Source organism: Actinomyces johnsonii, from assembly GCF_006546835.1.
GTDB lineage: Bacteria > Actinomycetota > Actinomycetes > Actinomycetales > Actinomycetaceae > Actinomyces > Actinomyces johnsonii.
In genome coordinates, this window is sequence record NZ_VICB01000010.1 from 60,438 (window position 1) to 87,299 (window position 26,862).

At 70.1% G+C, this 26,862-nt stretch carries 20 protein-coding genes; 15 read left to right on the forward strand and 5 right to left on the reverse strand.

Annotation, left to right across the window (positions count from 1 at the left end):
* Window positions 1–104 precede the first annotated feature (104 nt).
* From FK256_RS07330 to FK256_RS07340, 3 genes are all read left to right on the forward strand, one after another.
* A complete protein-coding gene (locus tag FK256_RS07330; RefSeq protein WP_141424290.1) occupies window positions 105–1,097 on the forward strand; it encodes a bifunctional UDP-N-acetylglucosamine diphosphorylase/glucosamine-1-phosphate N-acetyltransferase GlmU in 993 nt (330 codons plus the stop codon).
* Window positions 1,098–1,207: 110 nt separating this feature from the next.
* Window positions 1,208–2,200 (forward strand): ribose-phosphate diphosphokinase, encoded by a 993-nt coding sequence (locus FK256_RS07335; RefSeq protein ID WP_141424291.1) that lies wholly within the window; start codon window positions 1,208–1,210, stop codon window positions 2,198–2,200.
* A gap of 441 nt (window positions 2,201–2,641) precedes the next feature.
* Window positions 2,642–4,501 carry a lactonase family protein gene (locus FK256_RS07340; RefSeq protein WP_141424292.1) on the forward strand — a complete coding sequence of 620 codons (1,860 nt, stop codon included), beginning with the start codon at window positions 2,642–2,644 and terminating at the stop codon, window positions 4,499–4,501.
* Between the two features lie 114 nt (window positions 4,502–4,615).
* Here FK256_RS07340 and FK256_RS07345 read toward each other — a convergent pair whose 3' ends face one another.
* Window positions 4,616–6,889: a chain-length determining protein gene (locus FK256_RS07345; protein WP_141424293.1), complete on the reverse strand. Its 2,274-nt coding sequence runs from the start codon at window positions 6,887–6,889 to the stop codon at window positions 4,616–4,618.
* Between the two features lie 462 nt (window positions 6,890–7,351).
* Between FK256_RS07345 and FK256_RS07350 the strand changes: the two genes are divergently transcribed.
* The 8 genes from FK256_RS07350 to FK256_RS07385 all read left to right on the forward strand — a co-directional run bounded on the left by FK256_RS07350 (window position 7,352) and on the right by FK256_RS07385 (window position 18,603).
* The gene (locus tag FK256_RS07350) at window positions 7,352–8,737 is read left to right on the forward strand and encodes a hypothetical protein (protein WP_141424294.1); all 1,386 of its coding nucleotides are present in this window, start codon (window positions 7,352–7,354) and stop codon (window positions 8,735–8,737) included.
* 10 nt (window positions 8,738–8,747) lie between these two features.
* Window positions 8,748–12,533, forward strand: a complete 3,786-nt coding sequence (gene mfd / locus FK256_RS07355) for a transcription-repair coupling factor (protein ID WP_141424295.1) — start codon at window positions 8,748–8,750, stop codon at window positions 12,531–12,533.
* Between the two features lie 222 nt (window positions 12,534–12,755).
* Entirely contained in the window at window positions 12,756–13,610 is an 855-nt protein-coding gene (locus FK256_RS07360; RefSeq protein WP_141424296.1) for a hypothetical protein, read from the forward strand.
* Between the two features lie 194 nt (window positions 13,611–13,804).
* Window positions 13,805–15,091 (forward strand): phosphopyruvate hydratase, encoded by a 1,287-nt coding sequence (eno, locus tag FK256_RS07365; RefSeq protein WP_009234837.1) that lies wholly within the window; start codon window positions 13,805–13,807, stop codon window positions 15,089–15,091.
* Window positions 15,092–15,269: 178 nt separating this feature from the next.
* Complete coding sequence (locus FK256_RS07370) at window positions 15,270–15,968, forward strand: FtsB family cell division protein (RefSeq protein WP_141424297.1); 699 nt, start codon at window positions 15,270–15,272, stop codon at window positions 15,966–15,968.
* Window positions 15,965–16,510 (forward strand): DUF501 domain-containing protein, encoded by a 546-nt coding sequence (locus FK256_RS07375; protein WP_141424298.1) that lies wholly within the window; start codon window positions 15,965–15,967, stop codon window positions 16,508–16,510. Before FK256_RS07370 ends, FK256_RS07375 begins: the two co-directional genes overlap by 4 nt.
* Window positions 16,511–16,693: 183 nt before the next feature.
* Window positions 16,694–17,719, forward strand: a complete 1,026-nt coding sequence (locus FK256_RS07380; protein WP_141424299.1) for a Ppx/GppA phosphatase family protein — start codon at window positions 16,694–16,696, stop codon at window positions 17,717–17,719.
* A complete protein-coding gene (locus FK256_RS07385) occupies window positions 17,716–18,603 on the forward strand; it encodes a type I 3-dehydroquinate dehydratase (RefSeq protein WP_141424300.1) in 888 nt (295 codons plus the stop codon). Before FK256_RS07380 ends, FK256_RS07385 begins: the two co-directional genes overlap by 4 nt.
* A 132-nt stretch (window positions 18,604–18,735) precedes the next feature.
* Here the strand turns inward: FK256_RS07385 and FK256_RS07390 are convergent, their stop codons facing one another.
* Window positions 18,736–19,947, reverse strand: a complete 1,212-nt coding sequence (locus FK256_RS07390) for an alpha/beta fold hydrolase (protein WP_141424301.1) — start codon at window positions 19,945–19,947, stop codon at window positions 18,736–18,738.
* A gap of 94 nt (window positions 19,948–20,041) precedes the next feature.
* Between FK256_RS07390 and FK256_RS07395 the strand changes: the two genes are divergently transcribed.
* From FK256_RS07395 to pth, 4 genes are all read left to right on the forward strand, one after another.
* Window positions 20,042–20,767 (forward strand): TetR/AcrR family transcriptional regulator, encoded by a 726-nt coding sequence (locus tag FK256_RS07395; RefSeq protein WP_141424302.1) that lies wholly within the window; start codon window positions 20,042–20,044, stop codon window positions 20,765–20,767.
* Window positions 20,760–21,332 carry a hypothetical protein gene (locus FK256_RS07400; RefSeq protein WP_141424303.1) on the forward strand — a complete coding sequence of 191 codons (573 nt, stop codon included), beginning with the start codon at window positions 20,760–20,762 and terminating at the stop codon, window positions 21,330–21,332. The genes FK256_RS07395 and FK256_RS07400 overlap by 8 nt, the downstream gene beginning before the upstream one ends.
* A gap of 368 nt (window positions 21,333–21,700) precedes the next feature.
* Window positions 21,701–22,312: a 50S ribosomal protein L25/general stress protein Ctc gene (locus tag FK256_RS07405; RefSeq protein ID WP_141424374.1), complete on the forward strand. Its 612-nt coding sequence runs from the start codon at window positions 21,701–21,703 to the stop codon at window positions 22,310–22,312.
* 81 nt (window positions 22,313–22,393) lie between these two features.
* Window positions 22,394–22,996, forward strand: a complete 603-nt coding sequence (gene pth, locus FK256_RS07410; protein ID WP_141424304.1) for an aminoacyl-tRNA hydrolase — start codon at window positions 22,394–22,396, stop codon at window positions 22,994–22,996.
* 118 nt (window positions 22,997–23,114) lie between these two features.
* Here pth and FK256_RS07415 read toward each other — a convergent pair whose 3' ends face one another.
* From FK256_RS07415 to FK256_RS07425, 3 genes are all read right to left on the reverse strand, one after another.
* On the reverse strand, window positions 23,115–23,849 hold the full coding sequence (locus tag FK256_RS07415; protein WP_141424305.1) for a response regulator: 735 nt from the start codon (window positions 23,847–23,849) through the stop codon (window positions 23,115–23,117).
* Window positions 23,831–25,585, reverse strand: a complete 1,755-nt coding sequence (locus FK256_RS07420) for a sensor histidine kinase (RefSeq protein WP_211343545.1) — start codon at window positions 25,583–25,585, stop codon at window positions 23,831–23,833. The genes FK256_RS07415 and FK256_RS07420 overlap by 19 nt, the downstream gene beginning before the upstream one ends.
* 309 nt (window positions 25,586–25,894) lie before the next feature.
* Window positions 25,895–26,800, reverse strand: coding sequence for an ABC transporter permease subunit (locus FK256_RS07425; protein WP_211343546.1), 906 nt, complete (start codon window positions 26,798–26,800; stop codon window positions 25,895–25,897).
* Between the last annotated feature and the right edge of the window lie 62 nt (window positions 26,801–26,862).

Here is a 26,862-nt window from a genome sequence, read left to right on the forward strand (position 1 = left end):
CAGCCGTCCGTCCATCCGTACCTGATCAGAAACTGTTGGAGTCCGTCCCCGTCTCCGCCCGGAGATGTCGGGAGCCAGGGCGAGAACCTGTGAGAAGAGGACACGTGACCCCCACTGCACCAGCCGCCGTCATCGTCATGGCCGCAGGCAAGGGAACCCGTATGCGATCGGTCACCCCCAAGGTCCTGCACCGGATTGGTGGCCGCAGCCTTGTGGACCACGCCGTCACCGCCGCCAGGGGGCTCGCGCCCCGTCACCTCGTCGTGGTCGTGCGCCACGAGCGGGACGCCGTCGTCGCCCACCTCGCCGAGGTCGCCCCCGACGCCGTCCCGGCCGACCAGGACGAGGTCCCCGGCACCGGGCGGGCCGTGGCCTGCGGGCTGGCCCATCTGCCCGAGGACCTGACCGGGCCCGTCGTCGTTACCAGCGGGGACGTCCCCCTCCTGGACACCACCACCCTCCAGGCCCTGCTGGCCCAGCACGCCGAGCGCGGCGACGCCGTCACCCTGCTGACCACCGAGCTCGACGACCCCAGCGGCTACGGGCGCATTGTGCGCGAGGCCGACGGCACCGTCTCGGCCATCGTCGAGCAGCGCGACGCCACCGAGGCCCAGCGCGCCATCCGGGAGATCAACGCCGGCGTCTACATCTTCGACGCCGCCCACCTGCGCACCGCCCTGGCGACCCTGGGTACGGACAATGACCAGGGTGAGGTCTACCTCACCGATGTCGTCGCCCACGCCCACGGCTCGGGGCGGCCCACCAGTGCGCTCGTCGTTACCGACCACTGGCTCGTCGAGGGCTGCAACGACCGTGCCCAGCTCGCCGAGCTCGGCGCCGAGCTCAATCGGCGCGTCCTGCGCGACTGGATGGCTCAGGGCGTCGGCGTCGTTGACCCGTCCTCCACCTGGGTGGACGTCACCGCCGAGCTCGCCCAGGACGTCACCCTCGAACAGGGCGTCCTCGTGCGCGGCGCCACCCGGATCGGCCAGGGCGCCCGCGTGGGCGCGTACGCGATCCTCACCGACGCCGTCATCCCGGCCGGCTGCGTGGTCGCCCCCTTCAGCCAGTTCGACGCCGACGGCGTCCAGGGCTGAATCGTGAGCGCACCGGCCCGTCGGCCCCGGTCGAGTCGGCCACCTGCCTCCACCTCCGTCTCCAACAGTCACACCGAGGGCCGTACCGGCCGTGAGAAGGGAACCACGTCATGACGGGCATCATCACCAAGGGCGAGAAACGTCTGGTCGTCGTCTCCGGGCGGGCCCATCCCGAGCTCGCCCGGGACGTGGCCAGTGAGCTCGGCACCGAGGTGCTGTCCTCCACGGCCTACGACTTCGCCAACGGGGAGACCTACGTCCGCTTCAACGAGTCGGTGCGCGGCTGTGACGTGTTCGTCGTCCAGTCCCACGGTGACCGTGTCAACGACTGGCTCATGGAGCAGCTCATCATGGTCGACGCCCTCAAACGCGCTTCCGCCAAGCGCATCACCGTGGTGGCCCCCTTCTTCCCCTACGCCCGCCAGGACAAGAAGCACCTGGGGCGCGAGCCCATCAGCGCCCGTCTCGTGGCGGACCTGTACAAGACCGCTGGCGCCGACCGCCTCATGAGCGTGGACCTGCACACCTCCCAGGAGCAGGGCTTCTTCGACGGTCCCTGGGACCACCTGTGGGCCCAGCCGGTGCTCGTCGACTACGTGCGCACCCGTGTTGACCCGGCCAACGCCGCCGTCGTCTCCCCCGACGCCGGCCGTATCCGGGTGGCCGAGCGCTGGGCCAACCAGCTCGGCGGCACGCCGCTGGCCTTCGTTCACAAGACCCGCGACGTCACCCGCCCCAACGAGTCCGTGGCCAACCGAGTCGTCGGTGACGTCGAGGGGCGCTCCTGCGTCCTGGTCGACGACATGATCGACACTGGAGGCACGATCGCCAAGGCTGTCCAGGTGCTCCTGGACTCCGGCGCGAAGGACGTCATCGTCGCCGCGACCCACGGGGTGCTCTCCGGGCCGGCCGTGGACCGCCTGTCCACCTGTGGGGCCCGCGAGGTCATCGTCACCGACACTCTGCCGATCCCCGCCGGCAAGCGCTTCGAGCAGCTCACAATTCTGCCGATCGCACCGCTGCTGGCCCGGGCCATCAAGGCCGTCTTCGACGACGGCTCGGTCGCCTCGCTCTTCGACACGGTCGGCGTCCCGGGCGCCTGAGGCGGGAGACCGGTGGGCCGATCCGGCACAGGGCGGCTCTGCGCCGGGGCTGATTCCACGCTCGCCGGTTCTCGCACCGTTGCGTACCACTGTGCGTCGCCCTCGCCGGGCCCCGCCACCGGGCCCGGCGAGGGCTTCGTCATGAGTCCGGTGGACAACGCTGCCCACGAGGAACAGTCGCGGCCGGCGGCTCCAAGGGTTACAGTCGCATTCAGGTAACGATTTCATTGCTATTCAACCTAGCGGTTGCGTAGTGTGGAGTCGTCACCAAATCGTGTCCCGTTCGTACGGAACGTACTACCTGGAATAACGCGCTCTACCGGTTAAATTTTTTGTTGTAGATGTTCCGACTGGTGGAGCTCGTCGTGTGAAATCCCCGTGGTGTCGGCGATATGTCGCCACCCGCGTGCACAGTCGTAGCCATATCTCCCGGAGGTTCCCGTGCAAGGTCGCTCCAGCGCTCCTCGTGTCCTCATCACCCTGTCCCTTCTCCCGCTCCTCCTCGCCTTCACGGTTGTCTTCACTCCCGCCGCTCCGGTGTCGGCGGCAAAGGACCGGGGCGAGGTCAACTCCGATGACGGCTCTGGAAACGCGAACGATCAAGGTAAGGGCGGAGACGGCGCAGGCGCCGCCGGGCGGTCCTCCGACCCGACCGGCCAGTCGTCCAAGGAGCCCCCGTACACGGCCTCGCCCCTGCCCACGGCCCAGATCGACGGCGTCGCCTGGGGCCAGCTCGTCGTCGGCGACGTGGTCTACGTCGTCGGCGATTTCAAGACCGCCCGTCCGGCCGGGGCCCCCAAGGGGCAGCAAGAGGTTCCGCGCTCCAACATCCTGGCCTACGACATCAACACCGGGCAGCTCATCGAGGACTTCGCCCCCACCCTCAACGGCGCGGGAAGAAGCCTGGCTCTCTCCGAGGACGGCAAGACCCTCTACGTCGCCGGGGAGTTCGACAAGGTCAACGACGAGTGGCACAGCCGCCTGGCCGCCTTCGACATCTCCCAGGGGCACGGAACCCTCATCTCCTCCTTCCGTCCCATGTTCAGCACGACCGTTAAGGACATCGCGGTGGCCGGTGACACCCTCTACGCCGGGGGCTACTTCACCAAGGTGAACGGCCGGCCGCGGGTCCGGCTGGCCGCACTCAAGGCCTCCACTGGCGAGCTCCTGAACTGGACCGCCTCCGCGGAGGGCCCCAATGCGCAGGTCTACGCGATCGAGGTCTCGCCGGACCACTCCAAGGTCGTCATCGGCGGCTCCTTCTCCTCGGTCAACGGCTCGAGCCAACCCGGCTACGGGATGGCGCTCCTGAGTGCCTCCACCGGTGAGATGCTGCCCATGCCCGTCAACGACACCGTGCGCACGGCCGGGGAGAAGGCTGCCATCTTCGATATCGCGGTCGACGACGCCGGTTTCTACGCCACCGCCTACTCCGCCGTCGGACGCCTGGATGAGGCCAACCTCGAAGGGAGCTTCAAGGCCGATTGGGACGGCAACCTCATCTGGCTCGAGCCCTGCCACGGCGACACCTACGGGATCGCGCCCACCAAGGAGATGGTTTACACGGTCGGCCACGCCCACTCATGCGAGACCATCTACGGCTTCCCCAACATGCCCGAGGTGCGCAAGGACGGCCCCCACCCCCTGTACGTGCGGGCGATGGCCTTCACCAACAGCCCCGACATCACCATTCGCCACCAGGGGGTGGTCGATGGCTACCAGGACTGGTCGACCTCGGGCTACAAGAGCCCCATGATCGTCGGCTGGTACCCGGACCTGCAGGCCGGTACCAAGACGGGGATGTCCCAGGCCGCCTACAAGGTGGACGTCACCGACAAGTACGTCCTCATGGTGGGCGAGTTCATCGAGGCCGACGGCAAGGTCCAACAGGGAATCGTGCGCTATCCCAGACGTGCGGGCCAACCCACGCTGCCGCCCGAGGGCAAGGCCGAGACCCTGGGCGCCAAGGCCGAGGTCACGACGTCGGGCTCGGTCAAGGTCTCCTTCACCGCCACCTGGGACCGCGACGACCCGACCCTGACCTACAGTCTCTACCGGGACAAGGGGACGACGCCGGTGGCCACCAAGAAGATCGGCGACACCCGTTGGGCGCTGACGTCCCACACCATGGAGGACACGGCATGCCCGGCGGGCGATCACACCTATCGCCTCGTGGTCTCCGATCCCAGCGGCAATACGATCACCGCCCAGATTCCGAGCGTCACGGTCTCTCAGAATGCGAAGGACGCCGATAAGGAGGCGGAGCAGGCCGACGACTCTGAGGACGACGAGGACGGCTGAATCGGCGCCGGCAGGCCATAACTCCTCGGCCGGCGGTGCGCAGAACAAATGGGCGGGTCCGATGCAAACAATCGGACCCGCCCATGACGTGTGTCGCTGCTCGGCGAGGGCCTCCTACCAGGAGCGGCGCGGCGACTGCGTGCTACGTCGAGCGGAGGCGGCGGAAGCGGCCGACACCGTCGGGCCGGAGGCCGCGTGTCGGGCCGAAGCCGCTGAGGAGGCCGAGGCCATCCGCTGGTTGGGCTGGATCGACGGCGGCGGAGGCGGCGGCGGAGCGTCCGGCGGGTCGGGGCTGCGATGACGACCGCCGACCGAGGCCGAAACCGGCGTGAGGTGGCGGGTCTGATCGGTGGAGGACTCCTCGGCCAGCGGCGCCACAAGTGTGAGACGCGGCTTGGACATCCGCCGACGCCGGGCGAGGGTCTGCCGGCGCGAGGGCGCCTGCTGACGCGCCGATGTCGAACGGGGAGCCGAGGGCTCCTCCGTCTCGAGCAACGACTCCGGGCTGCGGACCGTGGAGTGTGCGGCCCTGGTGGCCGTAGCGGCATCGGGCGCCGACGCCGAAGACTGGGCTCGGCGGCGACTCGTCGCGGGAAGGGAGGTCGCGTCCTGCCGGCCGCTCGGCGATGACGGGCGGTCCGCCGATGGCGACGTGATCCGACGTCGGGTGGGCACACTCGGTGCCGAGGTCGACGTCGGAGCCGAGGCGCGCCTCCGGCCGGGTGCTGGGGCCGGAGAGGATGAGACGGACGCGGACGTCGTCGTGGCGGGCGGGTACTGGTAGGAGGTTCCGGTCGAGGAAGCCGATGAGGCCGAGGACGCCGGAACCGTCTGCCCGGTGGGCAGAGCGGTCCTGCGCCGAGTGGGGGCGTCCGGCGCGCCCGGCGAGCGGTGGCTCCCGGAGACCGGGGCGGACGTGTACGGCTGCACCGCGATCGAGGGGGAGGCCGGCACCGTCAGGTCCGACGGGGTGGGAAGTGGCGGCGGCAGAGGCGCATGCGTGTAGGACGGGGCGGTCTCGGGCGACGGTTCCGGCGAGACGGTCCCGGTCGAGGATGCCGGCGTATGCTCGCGGGCCTGCTGAAGGTGCATGGCCGATGTGATGCCCGACGTGAAGGAGCCGTGTGCTGAGGCCGATGCCGCCGATGCCGAAGACAGCGAAGCCGCCGAGGGAATCGACGCGGCCGAGCCCGTGGAGGCCGCCGACCCCGTCGACGACACGGACGATGTGGAAGGCACTGAGGAGATCGAGGACGGCGTCGGCAGAGGGGCGTGGGGCGGCTCCTGAGTGGAGGACTGCGCCGGTGCGGGGGAGTACAGGGGATCGGGAACCGCGGGCATCGCGGTCGTCTGCTCCGGCGCCTGCTGCGCGGAGAAGGCCGGGGCGGATGACGCCGTCGGCTGAGATGTGGGGACCGGTGCGGACAGCGATGAGGGACCCGGCAGTGCGGGTACCAGGGCAGGTTCTGAGAGAGGCGAGGACGAGGGTGCGCCGAGTTCCTGGGACGAGGCCATCGAGGCCGTCGAGTCGGCCATCGGAGCGGATACCGGCTGGGACTCGACGGCGCCGGATACCGCGCCGCCTGCCCGGGCGGGCTCAGGGCCCTGGGCGAAGGAAGCCTCCGGTGAGGTGGGAACCGGCGACTGGGGCTGGGGCTGAAGCTGCTGATACTGGTAGGGATCCTGCATCTGCGCCTGGGGCGGGGCGGGGGTTGGCCGCAGCAGGTCCGCGGTTTTCTGCCTCAGCGACCGCAGGGAGGCTGCCACTCGTCCGCCGCCGGGCTCGCCGCTGCGCTCGCCGTGGCCGCTGTCGCGGCGGTGGCGGAACATGGCGTAGGAGATGGAGACCAGCAGGCCCAGCAGCAGCCCGGAGAGCGCCGAGGCGCGGGCGCCGGGGCGCTCCATGACCGTGTTGCCCAGGGAGGCCGGCGAGGTCGTGCTCGTCGTCATCCCCAGGCTCTCCTTGCCCAACAGATCGCCGGAGGAGATCTCCTTGTTGAGGGAGACCGCCGTCGCCTGGGCCATGTTGACCGCCTTCTGCCTGTCGTCGGCCTTGGCGGTGATGGTCAGGACCAGGGTCTCGGGCGGGTTGGTGACCGTCAGGGCGTCCGACAGATCGGTGGTCTTCATCTTCAAGGAGCTCGCCGCGGGATCCAGGACCTTCGGGCTCTTGGAGAGCTCCACCACGGTGGGCATGAGGTCCTTGGCCTGGGTCGAGAAGGAGGGGGTCTCCTTGGACTTGGGCTGGATCCCCAGGGTGGTGGTCGCCACCGCGACCGGTTTCGTCGACAGGGCTACTCCGAGCCCGGCCAGGATGCATACGAGCAGGATGACGAGGCAGGCTATGAGATTCCTGCGGATGGCGTGAAGGATCTGCGAAGGCTGCACGCTGCTCCTCATCTGGACTGGAACTGGTCGATTCGGGCGGCCCGTCGGCCCTTTGAGGACTCGGCGGATGCTGAAAGGCTACGGCCCAACCCTAACTGTAAGATCACGCTCAGGTCTCGATGACTGTAGTAACCTTCGCTGCGCCCCCGGCCATGCCGGGGTTCTCCAGTTGTGTGGGACCGAATGATGTGGTGAGTCTTTCACCGGAGCTGCGCGACGGGCGAGGGTCCTCGGGACTCCCGCTACGGCGCTGAAGAAGGCCCCGGAGCCGGCCGAGTGCGGCCGACGCCGTCGGACTTCTTACGGCTCCACCTGACCTTGGTCAGGGCCTCGGAGGTGCTCTCAGCATCTTCCCGGGCAGTTCCCACGACGTCCTACCTGTCCTCATGCACCCCTGCGCCCAGCGTCAGCCGACGACCAGCAGCCCGCCCACCGATCAGCCACCATTACGAGGGAGGAACGATGTCCTTCGCCAGGACCCTGTTCATCGTCCTCCCCATGGCGGCCGCCGCCCTGGCGGTCCTCGTCTTCGTGGCCGACCGCATCCACCGCCGTCCCATCGTCGGGGCAGGGCTGGTCATGTGCGCCATCGGGTTCGTACCGGTGTGGGTGATGATCCCCTTCGAGCCCAACGTGCCTCCGGCCACGCTGGCCTGCTTCCTGGTGATCGTCGCCCTCCTCCCCGGTTTCTCGTGGCGGTTGACCAGCGGGGACCTCATGGTCGCCACCGCCTGGGTCCTGGTGGGCCTGTCCGCCGCCATGGGCTCCCCGCTCAACTACGTCCTGTCTGACGTCGTCTTCGGGGCTCTGCCCGCCTACCTCGCCGGGCGGTTGCTCGTGGAGCGCCTCGGGCTGCGGCGCATGGCCGAGGTCCTGGCGATCGTCTGGATCGTGGTGTCCGTGCTGGCGCTGTTCGAGGCCGTCACCACCATCAATCCCTTCAGCCGCATCCTCATTCACAACAACCTCTACGAGGAGTGGGCCCCGTCCCTGGCCCGGGGGAGCTTCACCCGCGTCGAGGGGGCTTTCGGACACCCCATCGCCCTGGGGGTGTGCCTGGCCGCGGGGATTCCACTGATTCTGGCGACGAGGTGGAAGCCGGGCTACCGAATTGCGGCCGGCGCCCTCGTCCTGGGAGCGACCGTCCCGACCTTCTCCCGTGCGGCGATCGCCTGCGCCGTCATCGCCGTCATTCTCAGCCTCATGCAGGTGCACACCAACATTCCCGCCCTGTGGCGGATGGGTTTCCTCACGGTGCTGGTCGGTGTGGGCAGCGTCCTGCTGCCCCACATTCTGGGTGTCTTCGACTCGGCCGGCCGCGAGCAGGAGGATTCGGCCGGCTACCGCGGGGACATCCTGGTCCTGGTGCGCCAGCTTAAGCCGCTGGGGCTGTCCTCGGCCTACCAGAAATCGGGGAACTCCGTCGCCTGGGGCGGCTATACCTCCATCGACAATGACCTGCTTCTGACCGCGCTGCGCTTCGGCTGGCTCCCCGTGGTGCTCATCATGGCCGGACTGCTGGTCTACCTGGCACGCGCCCTCCTCCAGCGATCCAACCCCGCCCAGATCTCCCTGCTCAGCCTCATTCCGGCTTATGGGACGGTTGCCTTCATCACCCAGATCGGCACCGTCGTGTGGCTCATCGCCGGAATGGCGGCCTCGGCGCAGGTCTCGGTCCTGCTGGAGAGCCGCAACAACACCGTGGGAGGGGGCGTGGGCGTCGTCGCCGGGCGAGACAACCCCTGGAACCGGATCCGCAGCAGGGACTGGTCCCGCAGCGCTTTCACCGGCCGGCCGGTCCGCTCCGCCATCCACGCTGCCGGTGATGCCGAGGCGGGGAGTCACTAGACTCGCCGCCGTGCTCCTGACCGCGCTCCTGCCCCCGCTGCTCGCCGACGCCGACATCGCCCGCACCGTTCGCGCCGCCTCCTCACGCCAGCGCTCCGACCGCAGTCTCGTCGTGGCCCCCGGTGCCCGGCCCGCCGTCCTGGCCGCCATGACCCTGGGTGAAGAGGGCGTCGACCGGGTTGCCGGGGGAGAGGGCGGGGCGGCCAGCTCCGCAAACGCCTCCGGCACGCCCCTGCTGGTCGTCACCGCCACGGGCCGTGAGGCCGAGGAGACGGCCCTGGCCTTGCGCAGCTACTTGCCGGCCGACGACGTCGCCGTCATGCCCGCCTGGGAGACCCTGCCCCACGAGCGCCTCTCGCCGCGCGCCGACACCGTGGCCCAGCGCCTGTCCGTTCTGCGCCGCCTGGCCCACCCCGAGGAGGGCGGGGCGATCCGCGTTCTCGTCGTGCCCGTGCGCGCCCTGCTCGCCCCTGTCATCGCGGGGCTGGGCGAGCTCGAGCCTGTTCGGCTGGCCCCGGGTCTGGCCGTCGGTCTGGAGGAGACCGCCCGCCGCCTGGAGGCCGCCGCCTACACGCGCGTCGACATGGTCGAGTCCCGCGGCGAGTACGCCGTGCGCGGCGGCATCCTCGACGTCTTCCCACCCTCCGAGCCGCGGCCCGTGCGTGTGGACTTCTTTGGTGACGAGATCGACGAGGTCTCCTCCTTCGCCGTCGCCGACCAGCGCACCATCGAGGCGTTGGCCTCCGTGACCGCCACCGCCTGCCGCGAGCTGGTCCTCACCGGCGAGGTCCGCGGGCGCGCCGCCGCCCTGACTGAAGCCGTCCCCGGCGCTGCCGACATGCTGGAGAAGATCAGCCAGGGCATCGCCGTCGAGGGCATGGAGTCCCTCGCCCCGGTCCTGGTCGACAAGATGATCCCGCTGCTCGACCTCGTCGGCGACCGGCTCACGGTGCTCCTGGAACCCGAACGAGTGCGCAAGCGCGCCGAGGATCTGACGGCCACCACCGCCGAGTTCCTCGCGGCCGCCTGGACCTCGGCAGCCTCCGGAGGCACGGTCCCGGTCGACCTGTCCGCCGCCGCCTTCGCCCACCTGGCCGAGGCCCGGGCCCTGGCCCTGTCCACCAATCGCGGCTGGTGGTCCTTCACCGCCCTGGCCTCCGGCCCCGAGGCCACCCGCCTGGACCTCAGCGACCCGCGCACCTACCGCGGCGAACTCGAGCGGGCGGTGTCCGACCTGGGCCAGTGGGCCCGTCAGGGCTGGACCGTCGTTGTGGCTACCGACGGGCCCGGGCCCGGCAGGCGCATGGCCCAGCTCCTGGGCGACGGCGGCGTGCCCGCCCGTATCGTCGACCAGCTCTCCGAGGCGGCCGAGCTCGGCCGCGAGGTCGACTGGGTCCCCGCCCCGGCCGCCTCCGCCGAGGATGAGGCCGATGAGACGGTGAGTCCGGTCGGCGGCGCTGCCGGCGCTGCGGCTGATGATCCGGCGTCCGGCCCCGGCGACGGCGTCGTGCGCGTCACCCGGGCCAGCGCCGGTCACGGCTTCCTCGCCGAGGGGCTGCGTCTGGCCCTCATCGCCGAGTCCGACCTCACCGGGCGGGCCTCGGCCGGGCCCCGCGAGCGCCGCAGCCTGCCGGCCCGCCGTGCCCGCCGCTCCGTGGACCCCTTGTCCCTGCGCGCCGGTGACCTGGTGGTCCATGCCCAGCACGGGGTGGGGCGCTTCATCGAGCTGAGCCGGCGCACTGTGGGCGGGGCCCGCTCGTCGGCCACCCGCGAGTACCTCGTCATCGAGTACGCGCCCTCCAAACGCGGCCAGCCCGGCGACCGCCTCCTGGTGCCCACCGACGCCCTGGACCAGGTCACCAAGTACGTCGGAGGCGACAGCCCCGCCTTGAGCAAGATGGGCGGCGCTGACTGGGCCAAGACCAAGTCCAGGGCCCGCAAGGCCGTGCGCGAGATCGCCGGTGAACTCGTGCGCCTCTACGCGGCGCGCGCCGCCACCACCGGCCACGCCTTCAGCGCCGACACCCCCTGGCAGGCCGAGCTGGAGGAGGCCTTCCCTTACACCGAGACCCCCGACCAGCTCTCCACCATCGACGAGGTCAAGGCCGACATGGAGAAGGCCCAGCCGATGGACCGCCTGGTGTGCGGCGATGTCGGCTACGGCAAGACCGAGATCGCCGTGCGCGCCGCCTTCAAGGCCGTTCAGGATGGCAAGCAGGTGGCGGTCCTGGTGCCCACGACCCTGCTGGTGAGCCAGCACGCCGAGACCTTCACCGAGCGCTACGCCGGCTTCCCGGTGACCGTGAGGGCCCTGTCCCGCTTCCAGGACGCCGCCGAGTCCGCCGAGGTGCTCCAGGGCCTGGAGAAGGGGACGGTGGACGTTGTCGTGGGAACCCACCGCCTCATCACCGGCCAGGTGAGGTTCAAGGACCTGGGCCTGGTCATCATCGACGAGGAGCAGCGTTTCGGGGTGGAGCACAAGGAGACCCTCAAGGCGTTGCGCACCAACGTGGACGTCCTGTCGATGTCCGCCACCCCGATCCCGCGGACCCTGGAGATGGCGGTCACCGGCCTGCGCGAGATGTCCACCCTGGCGACCCCTCCCGAGGACCGCCACCCGATCCTGACCTACGTGGGCGCCTACGAGACCAAGCAGGTCTCCGCCGCGATCCGCCGTGAGCTGCTGCGCGAGGGCCAGGTGTTCTTCGTCCACAACCGGGTTGAGGACATTGACGCCACCGCCGCGCGCCTGGCCGAGCTGGTGCCCGAGGCGCGCGTGGCCACCGCCCACGGGCAGATGAACGAGCATCAGCTGGAGGCGGTCATCGACTCCTTCTGGCGCAAGGAGACCGACGTGCTCGTGTGCACCACGATCGTGGAGACCGGGCTGGATGTCTCCAACGCCAACACCCTCATCGTCGACCGCGCCGACCGCATGGGCCTGTCCCAGCTCCACCAACTGCGCGGGCGCGTGGGACGCGGCCGGGAGCGGGCCTACGCCTACTTCCTCTACCCTTCGGACAGGCCCCTGACCGAGACGGCCCTGGAGCGGTTGCGCACCATCGCCTCCAACACGGATCTCGGGGCCGGGATGCAGGTGGCCATGAAGGATCTGGAGATCCGCGGCTCGGGCAACTTGCTGGGCGGCGAGCAGTCCGGGCACATCGCCGGGGTCGGCTTTGACCTGTACGTGCGCATGGTCTCCGAGGCCGTCTCCGCCTACAAGAAAGCCCTGGCCCGCTCCGGGAAGGCCGGGGCCGACGCCGTCGGATTCGAGGAGGGCGACGACGAGGACGTCGAGCTGCGCATCGAGCTGCCCGTGGACGCCACCGTCCCCGAGGACTACATCCCCCACGAGCGGCTGCGACTGGAGGCGTACACGAAGTTCGCGGCGGCGCGCTCGGGCGAGCAGGTCGATGACGTCCTGGAGGAGCTGGCCGACCGCTACGGGCCGGTGCCCGAGGCGACCGCCCGCCTGGCGGCGCTGGCGCGGCTGCGGGCCCTGGCCGCCGAGCTGGGGGTGCGCGAGATCGTCGCTCAGGGGAAGTCGGTGCGCTTCGCGCCGGTGGACCTGCCCGAGTCGGCGCGCATGAAGGTCACCCGGCTCTACCCGGGCACGGTCCTCAAGCCGGCCACGCGCACCATCGTGGTGCCCGCGCCGGGCACCAACCGCATGGGCGGGGCGGCCCTGTCCGGCGAGGAGGTCGTGCGCTGGGCCGAGGTGCTCCTGCACGCCGTCGTCGAGGGCGATGCCGCCTACGAGACCGAGGCCACTACCTACCGCAAACGCCGGTGACGGCCGGGCTCCCGCTGCTGCACGAAGGGCGGGTGCTATTGGGGGAGGATCGGGTGTAGTGCATGTACAGGGGCCGGGTTCTCGTGCGGTGCGGCCGGAACCGCACTGGCGGGCATCGGGGTGAGGGCTGCGTGCGTCGTCGCAGGCGGAACGGTAGGGTCTGGGGCAGAAATGTTGTGACACCATGTCGCCCTCCGGCGTCGTCCCTTCCAGGAGCAGACCGTGACCCGAAGCCTCACTGCACGCACGCGCGTCCTCGCCGCCGGCGCTGCACTCTTCCTCGCCGTCGGGGCGCTCACCGGCTGCGCCGGCCGTCCGGGCCAGGCGGCCGACCTGACCTACACCGGCCTGGACGGGACGAGCCACTCCATCGTCGTGACCGAGAAGGACATCGACGTGGTGGCCAAGGACATGGAGCCTAGGCCCGGCCAGCAGGCGGACCAGGAGCGCAAGACTCCGACACGCCTGGACATCGCCGGCGCTCTCATCGAGGCGCCCATCATCGCAGAGGTCGGCCAGGCCCACGGTATCGCTGTCACCGACGAGGAAATCGTGCAGCTGGCCAAGGAGCAGCTGGGCTTCGAGCCCCGCAAGGCGAGCACACTGACCTACCTGCGAGCGAACATCCTGTTCAACCAGTTCAACCAGCTCCGCCAGCAGCCGGAGCTGGCCCAGGCCGTCTCCACCGACCTGCGCACGCTCCGTGCCACGCTCACCGGTGATCGCTCCCCCCGCTACCCAGACAACGCTCCGGCCTGGTGGACTCAGACGGATCCCCGACTGAGCGCCGGTAACAACTCCACCGGCGGTGGTCAGCAGCAGGCTCCCCAGCAGGGCGGTGGCCAGCAGCAAGCCCCTCAGCAGGGTAGTGGTCAGCAGCAAGCCCCCCAGCAGGGTGGTGGCCAGCAGCAGGCCCCCCAGCAGGACGGGGCCGAGCAGCCCGCCGATTCCGGCCAGGCGGAGGGGCGGACCGAGGGCGAGCAGGGCTCTGCCGATGGTGCCGCTCAGCCCGGCCAGGCCGACGGCGGCGCCGGTGATGGCGGTCAGGACACCGGTCAGGCCGGCGGCGCCCGGTAAGAGACCGGCGGAACCGGGGCCGCAATGGCGTCCAGTGTTTCTCGCCGGGCGTGAACACTGTGTATTCCCCAGGACCATTGCCCTCGTGGTGTGATGGCGGGCCCGCTAGGCTGGCCCTGCATTCGGCAGTCGTGCGCGATGTGCGTGCCCGACTCCGACGACCGCATCACGATCCCCTCAGCAAGGAGCACCAAGTGGCCCTCATCGAGAACGTTCACGCCCGCGAGATCCTCGATTCCCGTGGCAACCCGACCCTCGAGGTCGAGATCCTCCTGGAGGACGGTGCCTCCGCTCGCGCCGCCGTCCCCTCCGGCGCCTCCACCGGTGCCTTCGAGGCCGTCGAGCTGCGAGACGGCGACAAGGACCGCTACGGCGCCAAGGGCGTCGAGAAGGCCGTCGCCAATGTCAATGACGTCATCGCCCCCGAGGTCATCGGTTTCGACGCCGCCGACCAGCGTGGCCTCGACCAGCTCATGATCGAGCTCGATGGCACCCCCAACAAGGGCAAGCTCGGCGCCAACGCCATCCTCGGCGTCTCCCTGGCCGCCGCCCAGGCTTCCGCCGAGTCCGCCGGCCTGGACCTGTTCCAGTACGTCGGTGGTCCCAACGCCCACGTCCTGCCCGTGCCCATGATGAACATTCTCAACGGCGGTTCCCACGCGGACTCCAACGTGGACATCCAGGAGTTCATGATCGCCCCCATCGGCGCCCCCACCTTCCGTGAGGCCCTGCGCATGGGCGCCGAAGTCTACCACGCCCTCAAGGCGGTCGTGAAGGAGCGCGGCCTGTCCACCGGTCTGGGCGACGAGGGCGGCTTCGCCCCCAACCTCGACTCCAACCGCGAGGCCCTCGAGCTCATCGTCGAGGCCATCGAGAAGGCCGGCTACAAGCCCGGCAAGGACGTCGCCCTGGCCATGGACGTCGCCTCCTCGGAGTTCTTCGACGAGAAGACCAAGACCTACCAGTTCGAGGGCGAGGCCCGCGACAACGCCTTCATGGTCGAGTACTACAAGCAGCTCGTGAAGGACTTCCCGATCGTGTCCATCGAGGACCCGCTCTCCGAGGACGAGTGGGACGACTGGAAGCACCTCACCGAGCAGATCGGCGACAAGGTTCAGATCGTCGGCGACGACTTCTTCGTCACCAACCCCGAGCGCCTCGCCAAGGGCATCAAGCTCGGCGCCGCCAACGCCCTGCTGGTCAAGGTCAACCAGATCGGCTCCCTGACCGAGACCCTCGAGGCCGTCGAGATGGCCCACCGCGCCGGCTACAAGTCCATGACCTCCCACCGCTCCGGTGAGACCGAGGACGTCACCATCGCCGACCTGGCCGTGGCCACCAACTCCGGCCAGATCAAGACCGGCGCCCCCGCCCGCGGCGAGCGCGTCAACAAGTACAACCAGCTCCTGCGCATCGAGGAGGCCCTCGGCGACGCCGCGGTCTACGCCGGCGCTGGCGCCTTCCCCCGCTTCCAGGCCTGAGCCTGACGGCGGACCGTCGCTTCGAATAGCCGATTGACGGCGACTCGACGACGGCGCACGCTCTCGCTCCGGGGCAGACGGGTGATCCTCCCGTCTGCCCCGGAGCGTTTCCGGGGCGTGAGCAACGCGCCCGGTCAGGTGCGTTCCCGCCCGTCCCGCGGTGAGGCAGGATGCCCATATGACTCCGCGCCGCCCCACCTCCAGCCAGTCCGGGACGCGCCGCGTCTCCCGCGGCGCCCGCTCCCGCCAGGTCCCGGCCGAGCGGGCCGCCTCCCCATCCGGATCGGGCTCGGGCGGCTCCGAGCCCGAGGGGATCCCGACGACGGCGCCCGAGCGGATCCTGCCTCCGAGGATCGTCACCCTGGCGGTCGTCTGCCTGTTGGCCTTCGTCGTCGTCTTCACCTCGCTGCGTGCCTACCTGTCCCAGCAGGCCCAGTACGACGCCGTCGTCGCCAAGATCAAGGAGGCCTCCGACACCTCCACCGCCCTGGAGAACGAGTTGGCCCAGTGGAAGGACGACACCTACGTGCGCGCCCAGGTGCGTGAGCGCCTCGGCTACGTTATGCCCGGTGACACCAGCTACGTCGTCGTCGGCGCCGACTCCGTCGAGCAGTCGGACACCGGCGAGGGGGCCGCCCAGGGCTCCCAGGACGTCCCCTGGTACCAGACGCTCAAGGAGTCCTCACAGGCTGCCGGCCAGTCCGAGGACAAGACCGACGGCGCCTCTCAGAACGGTTCGAAGGGCGACACGGGCGGCAAGGTCCTCAACCCCACCCAGAAGGGCCTGCCGACCGTCGCGCCTAGCCGGGCGCCATCGGATCCGCCCAGGACCTCGCCGAGCCCGGCCCCCACCCCGCAGACGAAGGAGACCCCGTGAGCCCCGCCCCCGAGACCCCGGCGACTGAACCGGCACCTGAGCGGGCGACTGAGACGGTCACGCCGGCCGACCTCGAGACCCTGGCCGCCCAGCTGGGCCGGGTGCCGCGCGGCGTCGTGGCCATCGCGGCCCGCTGCGTGTGCGGGCGCCCCACCGTGGTGCGCACCGCCCCGCGCCTCGACGACGGCACCCCCTTCCCGACCAGCTACTACCTCACCCACCCGGCCGCCGTGAAGGGTTGCTCCACCCTGGAGGCCGAGCACCTCATGGAGACCTTCAACGCCGACCTGGCCGCCGACGAGGAACTCGCCGCCGCCTACGCCGCCGCCCACGCGGACTACCTGGCCCGGCGCGCCGAGCTCGGGCAGGTCCCCGAGATCGGGGGCGTCTCCGCCGGCGGCATGCCCACCCGCGTCAAGTGCCTCCACGCCCTGCTCGGGCATGCTCTGGCCGCCGGTCCCGGTGTCAACCCCATCGGCGACCGCACGCTGGAGGCTCTGCGCGAGCGCGGACTGTGGGATCCTCAGCGCTGCTTCTGCTGACCGCCCGGGCCGTTCTGGACCGGAGGTGTGCGATTGTGCGCCGGGGTGCCTGCGCGTCCTTGCGTTCGTACCTTACGATTCCAAGACGTACCTCAAGGGAGCTCCCCGCGCCGAAAACTACGATCCCGCGCTCCCGTCCGCCCCGTTCTCTGCCATCCCGTCCCTGCCCAGGAGGCCGCCGCCATGACCCGCGTCGCCGCAATCGACTGCGGTACCAACACCATCCGCCTCCTCATCGCCGAGGCCGACCGCGACCAGATGGGCCGTCCCCGGCTGGAGGTGCTGCGCCGCCGCAACGAGATCGTGCGCCTGGGGCAGGGGGTGGACCGCACCGGCGTGCTCGACCCCGAGGCCCTCGAGCGCACCCTGACGGTCGTGGCCGCCTACGCCGCCGACTGCGCCGAGCTGGGCGTCGCCCCCGGGGAGGCGGTCCGGCGCTTCGTGGCCACCTCCGCCACCCGAGACGCCCGCAATCGGGAGGACTTCGTCGCCGGTGTGCGCCGGCTGCTGGGCATCGCGCCCGAGGTCGTCAGCGGTCAGGAGGAGGCCCGCCTGTCCTTCAGCGGCTCGCTCCTGGGAGCTCGTGAGGGCACCGGTGGGGGAGCGCAGGGCGAGCGCGCGCAGGCACCGCGCCTCATCGTCGACCTCGGGGGCGGTTCCACCGAGCTGGTCCTGGGCGTGGACGCCCCCAGCGCCGCCATCAGCCTGGATACCGGCAGCGTGCGCATCACCGAGCGGTTCCTGACCGGCGGCGTCACCGCCGAGGCCGAGGCCGCCGCCCGCGCCGAGGTGCGGGGCCTCCTGGACGGCGCCGAACGGGTCGTCGACCTGTCCGCCCCCGGGCAACTGGTGGGCCTGGCCGGCACCATTACGACCGTCACCGCCCACGCCCTGGGTCTTCAGGCCTTCGACCCGCAGGCGTTGGGCGGCGCCGAGCTGAGCCCGCAGGCCGTCCTGGCCTCCTGCGAGGCGATCGTCCACTCCACTGCCGAGCAGCGCGCCTCCTGGGGCTACCTCGCTCCCGGGCGCCGCGACGTCATCGCCGCCGGGGCTCTCGTGTGGAGCGAGGTCGTCTCCCGCGTGGTGGAGCGGACCACCGCCGCCGGGCGCCCACTGGAACGGGTCATCACCAGCCTCTACGACATCCTCGACGGCATCGCCCTGTCACTCGTGCCCGCGCAGAGGCCCGCGGAAGGGGCCGGAGCATGAGCCGGGCGCCGTTACTGACCTGGGGCGGGCACGCCGTCACCAGTTGCCCCGGGGAGCCGCCCGCGGTCGCCGTCTCCCTAACCGGACCGACCGCTGCCCGCGCTCGGGTCCAGGCCCGCCGCGCCATCGACGCCGGCGCCGATGTCCTCGAGTTGCGCGTCGACCTGCTTGAGGAGGCCGACGCCCTGGTCGCCTTCGGTGAGGTCGCCGGTGAGGAGGCGCCCGCCCCGGACCCGATGGTCGTGGCCACGGCCGCCGCCCAGGTCCTGGAGTGCCTGCGACGCATGAGTGACGTCGTCGATGGCGCTCCCCTCCTGCTCACCTGCCGCACCGCCGCCGAGGGCGGTCGGGCCCACCTGGACGACGCCGGCTACGGCGCCCTCCTCGGCGCCGTGCTTGACGAGCTGGCCGACTGGGCGCCCTCGCGCCGCCCGAGTGCCGTCGACGTCGAGGTCCAGCGCGGCTGTCTGTCGCAGGTCGCCGCTCAGGCCCACGGTCTGGGTATCGGTGTCGTCGCCTCCTTCCACGACTTCGAGGCCACCCCCGCCGACGCCGTCTTGGAGGAGGTCCTGACCCGTATGGCCTCCGAGGGCGCGGACCTGGCCAAGATCGCCGTGTGGCCCACCAGCGCCGACGACGTCGCCCGGCTCCTGGGCGTGTGCGCGCGGGCCACGGCGGCCCCGGGGGAGGGGACGGGCCCGGGTGTGCCCGTGGCCGCCATGTCCATGGGGGCGCTCGGCGCGGTCAGCCGCGTCTGCCCGGCCTTCGGATCGGCCCTCACCTTCGCCGTCGTTCCCGACGAGCATGGGGAGGTTCTGGCCTCCGCCCCCGGCCAGCTGCCGATGCGGGACGTGCGCCGCTGCCTGGAGCTGCTGCGGGTCTGACTCGTCCTCCTGGTGAGCTCGTGCCGGGGCCGGTTGGTCGGCCGCGTGCGTTCGTAGGGTAGGTCGCGCGTTCGAGGGGTAGAGGATACGACCGCGACACCTACGGTACGAACGCGTGGAGCTGTCGGCGTCTCACAGGCCCTCCTCCCAGGCCAGGATCGTGCGGGCCACGAGACCGGGGTTGCCGGTCTGGCAGTGGCTCGCCGCGCTCTCGGCCCTGGTGAAGGTGCGGGTGGTGACCGAGCGGGCGGCAGTGAGACGCTCGGCCTGACGAACCATCTGGTGGAGTGGCACGAACTCGTCCTCGGCGCCCTGCATGAGCAGAACGTCCCCGGTGACCCTGGGGGAGACGTCGGCCGTGGAGAAGGCGGCCGCGGCGCGCAGGAACGCGGCAGGCGAATGCGTCCCCGTCACGTGCATGCCCTGCCACATACCCCACCAGGCCATCAGGCTGCGACGGGATCGTGTGGCCAGCACTCGATTGAGCATCCCTCCGGGAACGCGGGCGATAAGTGGTTCGATGCGTGCGAGGGTGCGGCCGGCAATACGCGCTGGAGTCGGCGGAAGCGACTGGGAGACGAGGACCTCCAGGAAGTCGTCGAGCACGTCGAAGGCGACGACGCGCCTGATCCGCGGCTCTCCGGCGGCGGCGTGCATGACGAGTCCGCCTCCCAGGGACATGCCCATGAGCGTGGCCTCATCGACGTCGAAGTGGTCCAGGACCGCGCGGACCGGCGCCGCCCAGTCAGCGCGCATAGTGAGCCTCTCGACTCTCCCGGGCACCGTGTCCACTTCCAGATCGGCCTCCAGGGCGCCGCCCTGACCTGGCCCCTCGAAGGCGATGACCCTCCGGCCGCGCTGCGCCACCGCGGCCAGGAGAGGGAAAAGCTCCTCGATGTAGGAGTCGAATCCACCGAAGACGACCCAGGTGCTCGTCGGAGGCCTCGTGGCGCCCGCATCCACCAGCTCATAGGCGGGCAGGACCCCTCCCTCGAAACGAACCGGCTCGGGTTCCAGTGCGAAGCAGCGTCGCACAGAGGAGACGAACCTCCGGCGAGTCGGCGCCTTGAGCGGATTGCCGGGCTGCATAAAGAACTCCGCCCCGCGGGCGAAGAAGGCCGCCTCCAGATCGTGTCCCTGATCCCCGACCCGATCGGCCAGGTCCAGATAGGTCCGCACCCAGTCGGCGATCCGGGTGGTGCGCGGCACCACCGGCAGGAAGTCGGCGGCCGCCTGCTCAGTGACGAGCCACCGGTTGGCCTGCAGGTTGAGGAAGCTGTTGCCGCTCAGATGCTGGAAACCGATAGCGGGTGCGTCCAGGTCGAGCGCGTGCGTGACATCCATGAGAGCCCCTTGAACTATAAAAGCAAGAAAGTTGCTTTTAGGACTGTAGTGCGCGATCCGCCGTCGACGCAAGCTGCTGGCCTAGGCTGTCGGCATGAAGCCGAGCGGAAATGGCGGGACGACGGGGATCTGCATCAAGAACGCTGTGCGCCCGCGCCCCGGGGGGCGTTCTGCGCGTGTACGCCGGGCGGTGCTGGACGCCGTCGTCGAGCTTCTGGGGGAAGGCGGGGTTCGGGCGGTCACCATCGCCGAGGTCGCCAAGCGCTCCGGGGTCAACGCCTCCTCGATCTACCGCCGCTGGCGGAGTATTGACGCTCTCATCCTCGATGCGGCCCAGGACCTGAGCCTGGGCGCCATCGAGGTGGCCGACACCGGCTCCCTCGAAGGAGACCTGTGCGCGACGGTGAAGTCGGTGGCCGCCTTCCTGCGCACGGACCTGGGCAGCGCCATGGCCCGCGCCCTCATCGACGCGCCCGTGGAGGTCCTGGAGCGCATCGGCGACTGGCCGCAGTTCTGGGCATCCCGCCTCCTGCGCTTCGAGCCGGTCTTCGCCCGCGCCGCCGCGCGCGGAGAGCTGGCCGATGTCGACCGCTCCGCCATCGCCTCCGTCGGCGAGGTGATCGCGGCACAGGTCTACTTCCGCGTCCTCTTCCGCCGCGAGGAGATCGACGCCGACGCCGCCCGACTCATCGTCCGCCGCGCGCTCGCGGCCGAAGGGCTGTCAGTCCGCGCGACCGTACCTTGCGACTTACGGACAGCTTCGGGAGTTCGGAATCCGGGCCGTAAGGCACGGTCACAAGAAAGGTATGAGCATGACTGAGTGCGAGCGGCGCAGCGTCATCGGTATAGGGGCTCTCTCCGGGGTCCTTCTCGCGACGGGCGGATGTTTCTCGCTGCCCGGGAGTCGCCGGCAGGCCCAGGACGACCGCTTCGCCACGTTCACCGAGTACGTCCCTAAGAAGCTGGATGTCAAGACAGAGCTGGAGCAGCTTGAGAAGTGGATGCCCGGTGCTCACCTGTCGAAGGCCCATTGGGTTATGCAGTATCGGCAAGAGAAGCGCGAGATGCTGCCATATCCTGATCGCCCTCTGTGGGTTAACGCGGTTCTTGTACTTGATTCTGAAGTCACCAAGGCTTTTGTCACGGCATCAACCGGTAAAGTCGATCGTCTTCCAGGGATCTATCCCGACCTGCATCAGTACGTCCCCGAGGGTGACGTCTTCTCTTCAGTCCCGAAGGAGAAGGCCGACGAAATCCTCGACGTCGAGCACATGATTCAGGATGACCCCAATATTGCTGAGCCACACCACTTCCAAACCGATCAGGCCGTCATCTGCTCCGACTCCAACCTCCTGATCCTCATTGCGACGGAGTGGCACGCGTGATTCGGCAGCCCGGCTGTAGGCCTGCGGCTCATGCGTTCGTAGGGTAGGTCGCGCGTTCGAGGGGTAGAGGATACGACCGCGCGACCTAAGGTACGACCGCGCGAACCGGTCCGGTCCTGCTGGGGCCCGTTGCATGTGCCTGGCCCGTCGGCCCCGTCAGGTGGGGCGCCTCACCGGGGTGTGGCTGTTCGTGGGGTGCGCCCATGCCGTAGTCTTGCCCACGTTGCCCCGGCGAGGGACGCGCCATAAGAAGGTGCGCATCCGTGATCGACGTGGTGGTACCCGGCGGTACTGCGCGTCGTCGCGCCCAGCCGGACCACCATCAGCCGCGGGGCACCGGGCCCCGCCTCATCCGCAAGGAGAGCCTCATGGCCAACAACGCCATCACCCTCAAGGCCCAGGACCGCACCGAGTTCGGCAAGGGCTCCGCCCGCCAGGCCCGCCGCGCCGGCCGGGTCCCCGTCGTCGTCTACGGTCACGGCACCGAGCCCCGCCACCTCCTGCTCGAGGAGCACGCCACCCGCCTGGCCCTGCGCAACAACGACAACGCCCTGGTCGAGCTGGACATCGACGGCGGCGAGACCCTCCTGGCCCTGGCCAAGGACGTGCAGCGCCACCCCATCCGCCCCGGCGTGCAGCACGTCGACTTCCTCCTGGTGAACCGTAACGAGCGCGTCGACGTCGAGGTCCCGGTCACCGTCATCGGCACCGCCGAGCCCGGCACCATGCACATGATCGAGGCCGCCACCATCATGGTCTCCGCCCCGGCCGTCTCCGTCCCCGAGGCCATCGAGGTCGACATCACTGGCGTCGCGGCCGGTACCGTCCTCACCATCGCGGACATCACCTTGCCCGAGGGTCTGGAGGCCGTCTCCGACACCGAGACCGCCGTGGTCAACGTGGCCAACGAGCACGTCGTCGCCTCCGAGGTCCCCGAGGCCGTCCCCGCCGAGGGCGACGCTGAGGCCGCGGCTGAGTGAACCGCGCGTGATTCGCATGAACAGCCATGACGACGTCGCGGTCTGCTCCTGCCGCGTCCGCCCCGCCCAGTGGTGGGCCGCATGAGTGAGCCCTGGCTCGTCGTCGGGCTGGGGAATCCCGGGACCCGGTACGCCCGCAACCGCCACAACGTCGGCTACATGGTGCTCGACGTTTTGGCCGAGCGCACCGGGTCCCGGTTCTCCAACCACAAGAAGGCCCGCGCCCGCGTGGCCGAGGGACGTCTGGGGCTCCTGCCCGGCGGCGCCCCCGGTCCTCGCGTCATCCTGGCCGAGCCCTCGGTGCTCATGAACCTCTCCGGCGGCCCCGTGGCCGGGCTCGTCTCCTACTACGGCATCGACCCCTCCGCCCGACTGCTCGTCATCCACGACGAGCTCGACCTGCCCGCCCACGAGCTGCGACTCAAGCGCGGCGGCGGCGAGGGCGGCCACAACGGCTTGCGCTCTATCAGCAAGTCCGTCTCCACCAAGGACTACGCGCGCCTGCGCGTGGGCATCGGCCGCCCACCGGGCCGCCAGGACCCCTCCGACTTCGTCCTGTCCGACTTCCCCGGCCGCGAGCGCGCCGACCTCGGCGTCACCATGGAGCGGGCCGCCGACGCCGTCGAGCAGGTCGTCGCGCTCGGCTTCGACGGCGCCCAGCAACGTCTCCACGCCCCCCGATGACGCGGAGCCGCTCAATCCGGGGCCGGGCGGGACTGGTGCTCGAAGGCGTGGACGGGTCTGGCGGGAGTACGTGCGCCGCCCGGCCCGTTGCCTGCCGCCCCAACGATGGTGCTCGGGCTCAGGCCATGAGACCGGTCTCGTAGGCGACGACGACGGCCTGGACCCGGTCGCGCACGTCGAGCTTGGCGAGCACGTTGCCCACATGGGTCTTGACGGTGGTGGCCGACACGACGAGGCTGTCCGCGATCTCCGCGTTCGACATGCCCTGGCTTATGAGCACCAGGATCTCCTTCTCGCGCGGGGTCAGCGAGTCGATGCGCGGGTCCGAGGGCTGGGCCGGCTTGCCCGAGTTCGGCAGTGAGGAGGCGAACATCTCCAGCATCCGCTGGGTGATGCGCGGCGAGACGACCGCCTCTCCGGAGGCCACCGTGCGGATCGCCTCGGCGAGCTCGGTGGGGCGGGTGTCCTTGAGCAGGAACCCGGAGGCCCCGGCGCGCAGCCCGGCGAAGGCGTACTCGTCCAGGTCGAAGGTGGTCAGGATGAGCACGCGCGTGCCCGGGCACTCCCGGGCGATGAGCTCGGTGGCCTCGATGCCGTTCATGCCCGGCATGCGCACGTCCATGAGGATGACGTCGGGGTGCAGGGCCTTGGCCTGAGCCAGGGCGGCCGTTCCGTCGGAGGCCTCGCCGACGACGTTGATGTCGTCCTCGGCCTCCAGCACCATGCGGAAGCCCATTCGCATGAGGGCCTGGTCGTCGGCGAGCACGACGCTGATCGGTCCGCTGACCTCTCCGGGCCGCTCGGCCCCACCGGGCTGGACGGGCTCGCCGTTACTCACAGGGGCATCTGCCATGAGGAAGTCCCTTCGTCATGCTCGTCCCAGCGCAGGACCGCGCGGACTCGCCAGCCCGTGGTGGTTGGACCGGCCTGTACGGTCCCACCATAGACCGATGCGCGCTCCCGCATGCCGATGAGGCCCTTGCCGGATCCGTGCATCGGCCGCGTGCCGGGTGCGGCGTCGTTGTCCACGGTGAGGACCACGGTGCCGATGTGCCTCTCGACGTCGACGCTGACGGCCGGTGTCGTCGGTGCGTAGCGCAGCACGTTGGTCAGCGCCTCCTGGGCGATGCGGAACACCGTGAGCTGGAGCGCCTTGTCCGTCGGGAGGGCGGCGCCGACCCACCGGTAGCTGACGGGCACGCCGGCCGCCTTGAAGCGCTTGACCAGCTCGGTGATGTCGGCCTGCTCGGGGGCCGGCGCCAGGGGCAGGTCGCCCCGGGACCGGTCGGTCCCGCTGTCGGTGGCCTGCCGGCGCAGGCTGGCGATGGGGGCGCTAGGCTCGACCGGCGCCACCGTGCCCAGTGGCGCGAACTCGGGTACCGGCACGTCGCGGACCTCGTGGCTGTGGGCCGACGGTGCAGAGGCCGCCGAGGGTGCCGACAGCTTTGAAGCCGCTGTCTTTCTCCCGAAGCTCCAGCGGGAGCGACGTGCGGGGGCAGGACGTCCGGGGGCTGTGGATGCCTCCGGGGAGATGCCCGCAGCTGAAGGTGCTGACGGCGTCTGCGGGACGTAGTCGGGAGATGATGCGGTCTGCCCCGAACCCGCCGACGCCGCGGGGCCCGACGAGCCGGTCGGGCTGGTGGCGGGGGCGCCGGCGACCGACGGGTCCTCTCGTAGGACTCCCACCAGGCGGCGGGTATCGGCCAGGGCACTGCGTCCGGCCTCGGCCAGGGTCTCCATGGCCTGCTTGGCCGTGGCTGGGTTGCGCTCGACGGTGGCGGCGGCGCCGTCGGCCATGGTGATCATGACGGCCAGGGAGTGGGCGACGACGTCGTGCATCTCCCGGGCGATGCGGCTGCGCTCCTCGGCGGCCGCCAGCAGCGCGGCCTGCTCGCCGGCCAGGGCCATCCTGGCTGAGCGGGCCTCCAGGGCTTTGAGGCGAAGGCGGGCGGAGCGAGTGTTGAGGCCCACGAGAACACCAATGGCCGTGATGAGGCTCACTATAAATAGGGCGCGCCCGAACTGCAGCAAGGAGTAGGGCGAGCCCAGGAGGAAGCCGTCGCAGGTGGTGACGATGAGGTTGATGGCCCACACCGTCCAGGCGATGACCGCTCTGCGGTGCGAGGCGATAGTGCCCAGGCAGATCGGAATGGCCAGGGTGGGAACGAATATGAGGCCGAATGTCATGGCCGAGCTCTGCTGCGCGTCGAGGTGATAGACGTGAACCTGCATGAAGGCGTAGAGCTCGAGGACCACTAGCAAGGCCGCCCATACCCATATGGGATAGCGTCGTCGCAGTGCGAGTAGAACTCCGCAAACCCCCAGTGTGGAGAGCGTTATCGGCAGGTGCAGGGTGATGTTGGCATCGGCATCCGGCCCTTTGATGGATAGGACCATCATGAGCAGGTTCAACAGAACGATCCCGCCTGCGATGAGCGTGTCCGCAATGATCGGGTGACGGTGGTACCACTGCCTGATCGTGCGCAGTAGGCCTCTGGGGACGGGCTCCAGCTGGAGATCCGGGTCGTCGTCTGCGGGTGCATCAGCGGCTGGACGGCCGGTGGTGGGGCTGGGCAGCTGGCTGGACATAGGTCTCAGTGTGTCATTCCAAGGGGTCGTGATCGACGGCGATTTGAGCGGCTGAGGCAGCCGAGCCCGGTGGATGGGCGTCTGACCGTCGTTTGGGGCGGGGGTTGAGCGGTCTGGTGAGGGGGTCGCCGTCGGCAGGGAACGGACCATGGCCCGCAGGAGGGCCGGGTTGCTCAGGACCGAGCGGAGCGACCCCCTCGCCTCGGGAGAGCCGGAATTCTCCCGAGGCGAGATGGGTAAAGGGGCTGAGGGAGGAGGCGTGGGGACTGACATGGGTCAAGACCTCCGATAGCAGGCTGATTCGCCGGCTCAGGCGTCGCGCCGTGAGAAGACGAACCAGGCGATGATGAGCGGGACGAGCGCCCAGGCGGCGAAGACAGCTACGGCCTGGCCGTGGCTGAGGAACTGGACGCCCTGCGCGCCCCATTCGGTGGTGCGCTGGAACGGGTCGGAGACGGCCTCGGAGACGGTGCTGGGCAGGCAGCCGATGACCTTGTTGATCCACTCCCACTTGCTGGCTGCGAGCTGGAGGGGGATGGTGATGACGAACAGCAGGGAGACGACCACGGTGATGGCGCCGGCGGTGGAGCGCAGCAGGAAGCCGATGCCCAGGGTCATCAGGGCGATACCGACGAAGACCAGACCCGAGCCCCAGATGTGGCCGAAATAGTGCGAGTCGGTGAGCGAACCGGCGTGCTCGCCGAGGAAGGGCTTGGAGATCGCCCAGGACAGGAAGATGGATACCGAGCCCAGGAGGAAGGCGGAGACGCTCAGGACCACGGCCTTGGACAGCAGGAGTCGTCCGCGGCGGGGGACGGCAGCCAGGGAGGAACGGATCTGTCCGGAAGAGTACTCGCCGGTGATGATGAGGGCTCCCAGGACCGCCACCACGATCTGCCCGAATGTCAGACCGGAGGTGATCAGGTTCATGGCCCTGTCCTGGTACTCCTCGGACTGTCCGAGAGCGGCGGCCAAGCCGGCGCCGAACAGGACGGTCAGGGCGATGGCGATGAAGGAGGTGATCCAGGTCGAGCGCAGGGTCCAGAACTTGATCCACTCCGAGCGCGCGGAGCGCAGGATGGTCTGACGGCCCTGGATGCGCAGGCCGGTGGGGCGGGGGATGACGTTGCTGGCGGCATTGACGGCATTGACGGCATTGGCGGCGGTGCTCGCCGGTGTCTGGAAGGTGGGGCTGGCGGGAGCGTTGGCAGTCATGGCAGGACTTTCTGTGCGAGACGAATGGTGATTGGGAGCGTGTCGGCGGGAGCGTGAACCTG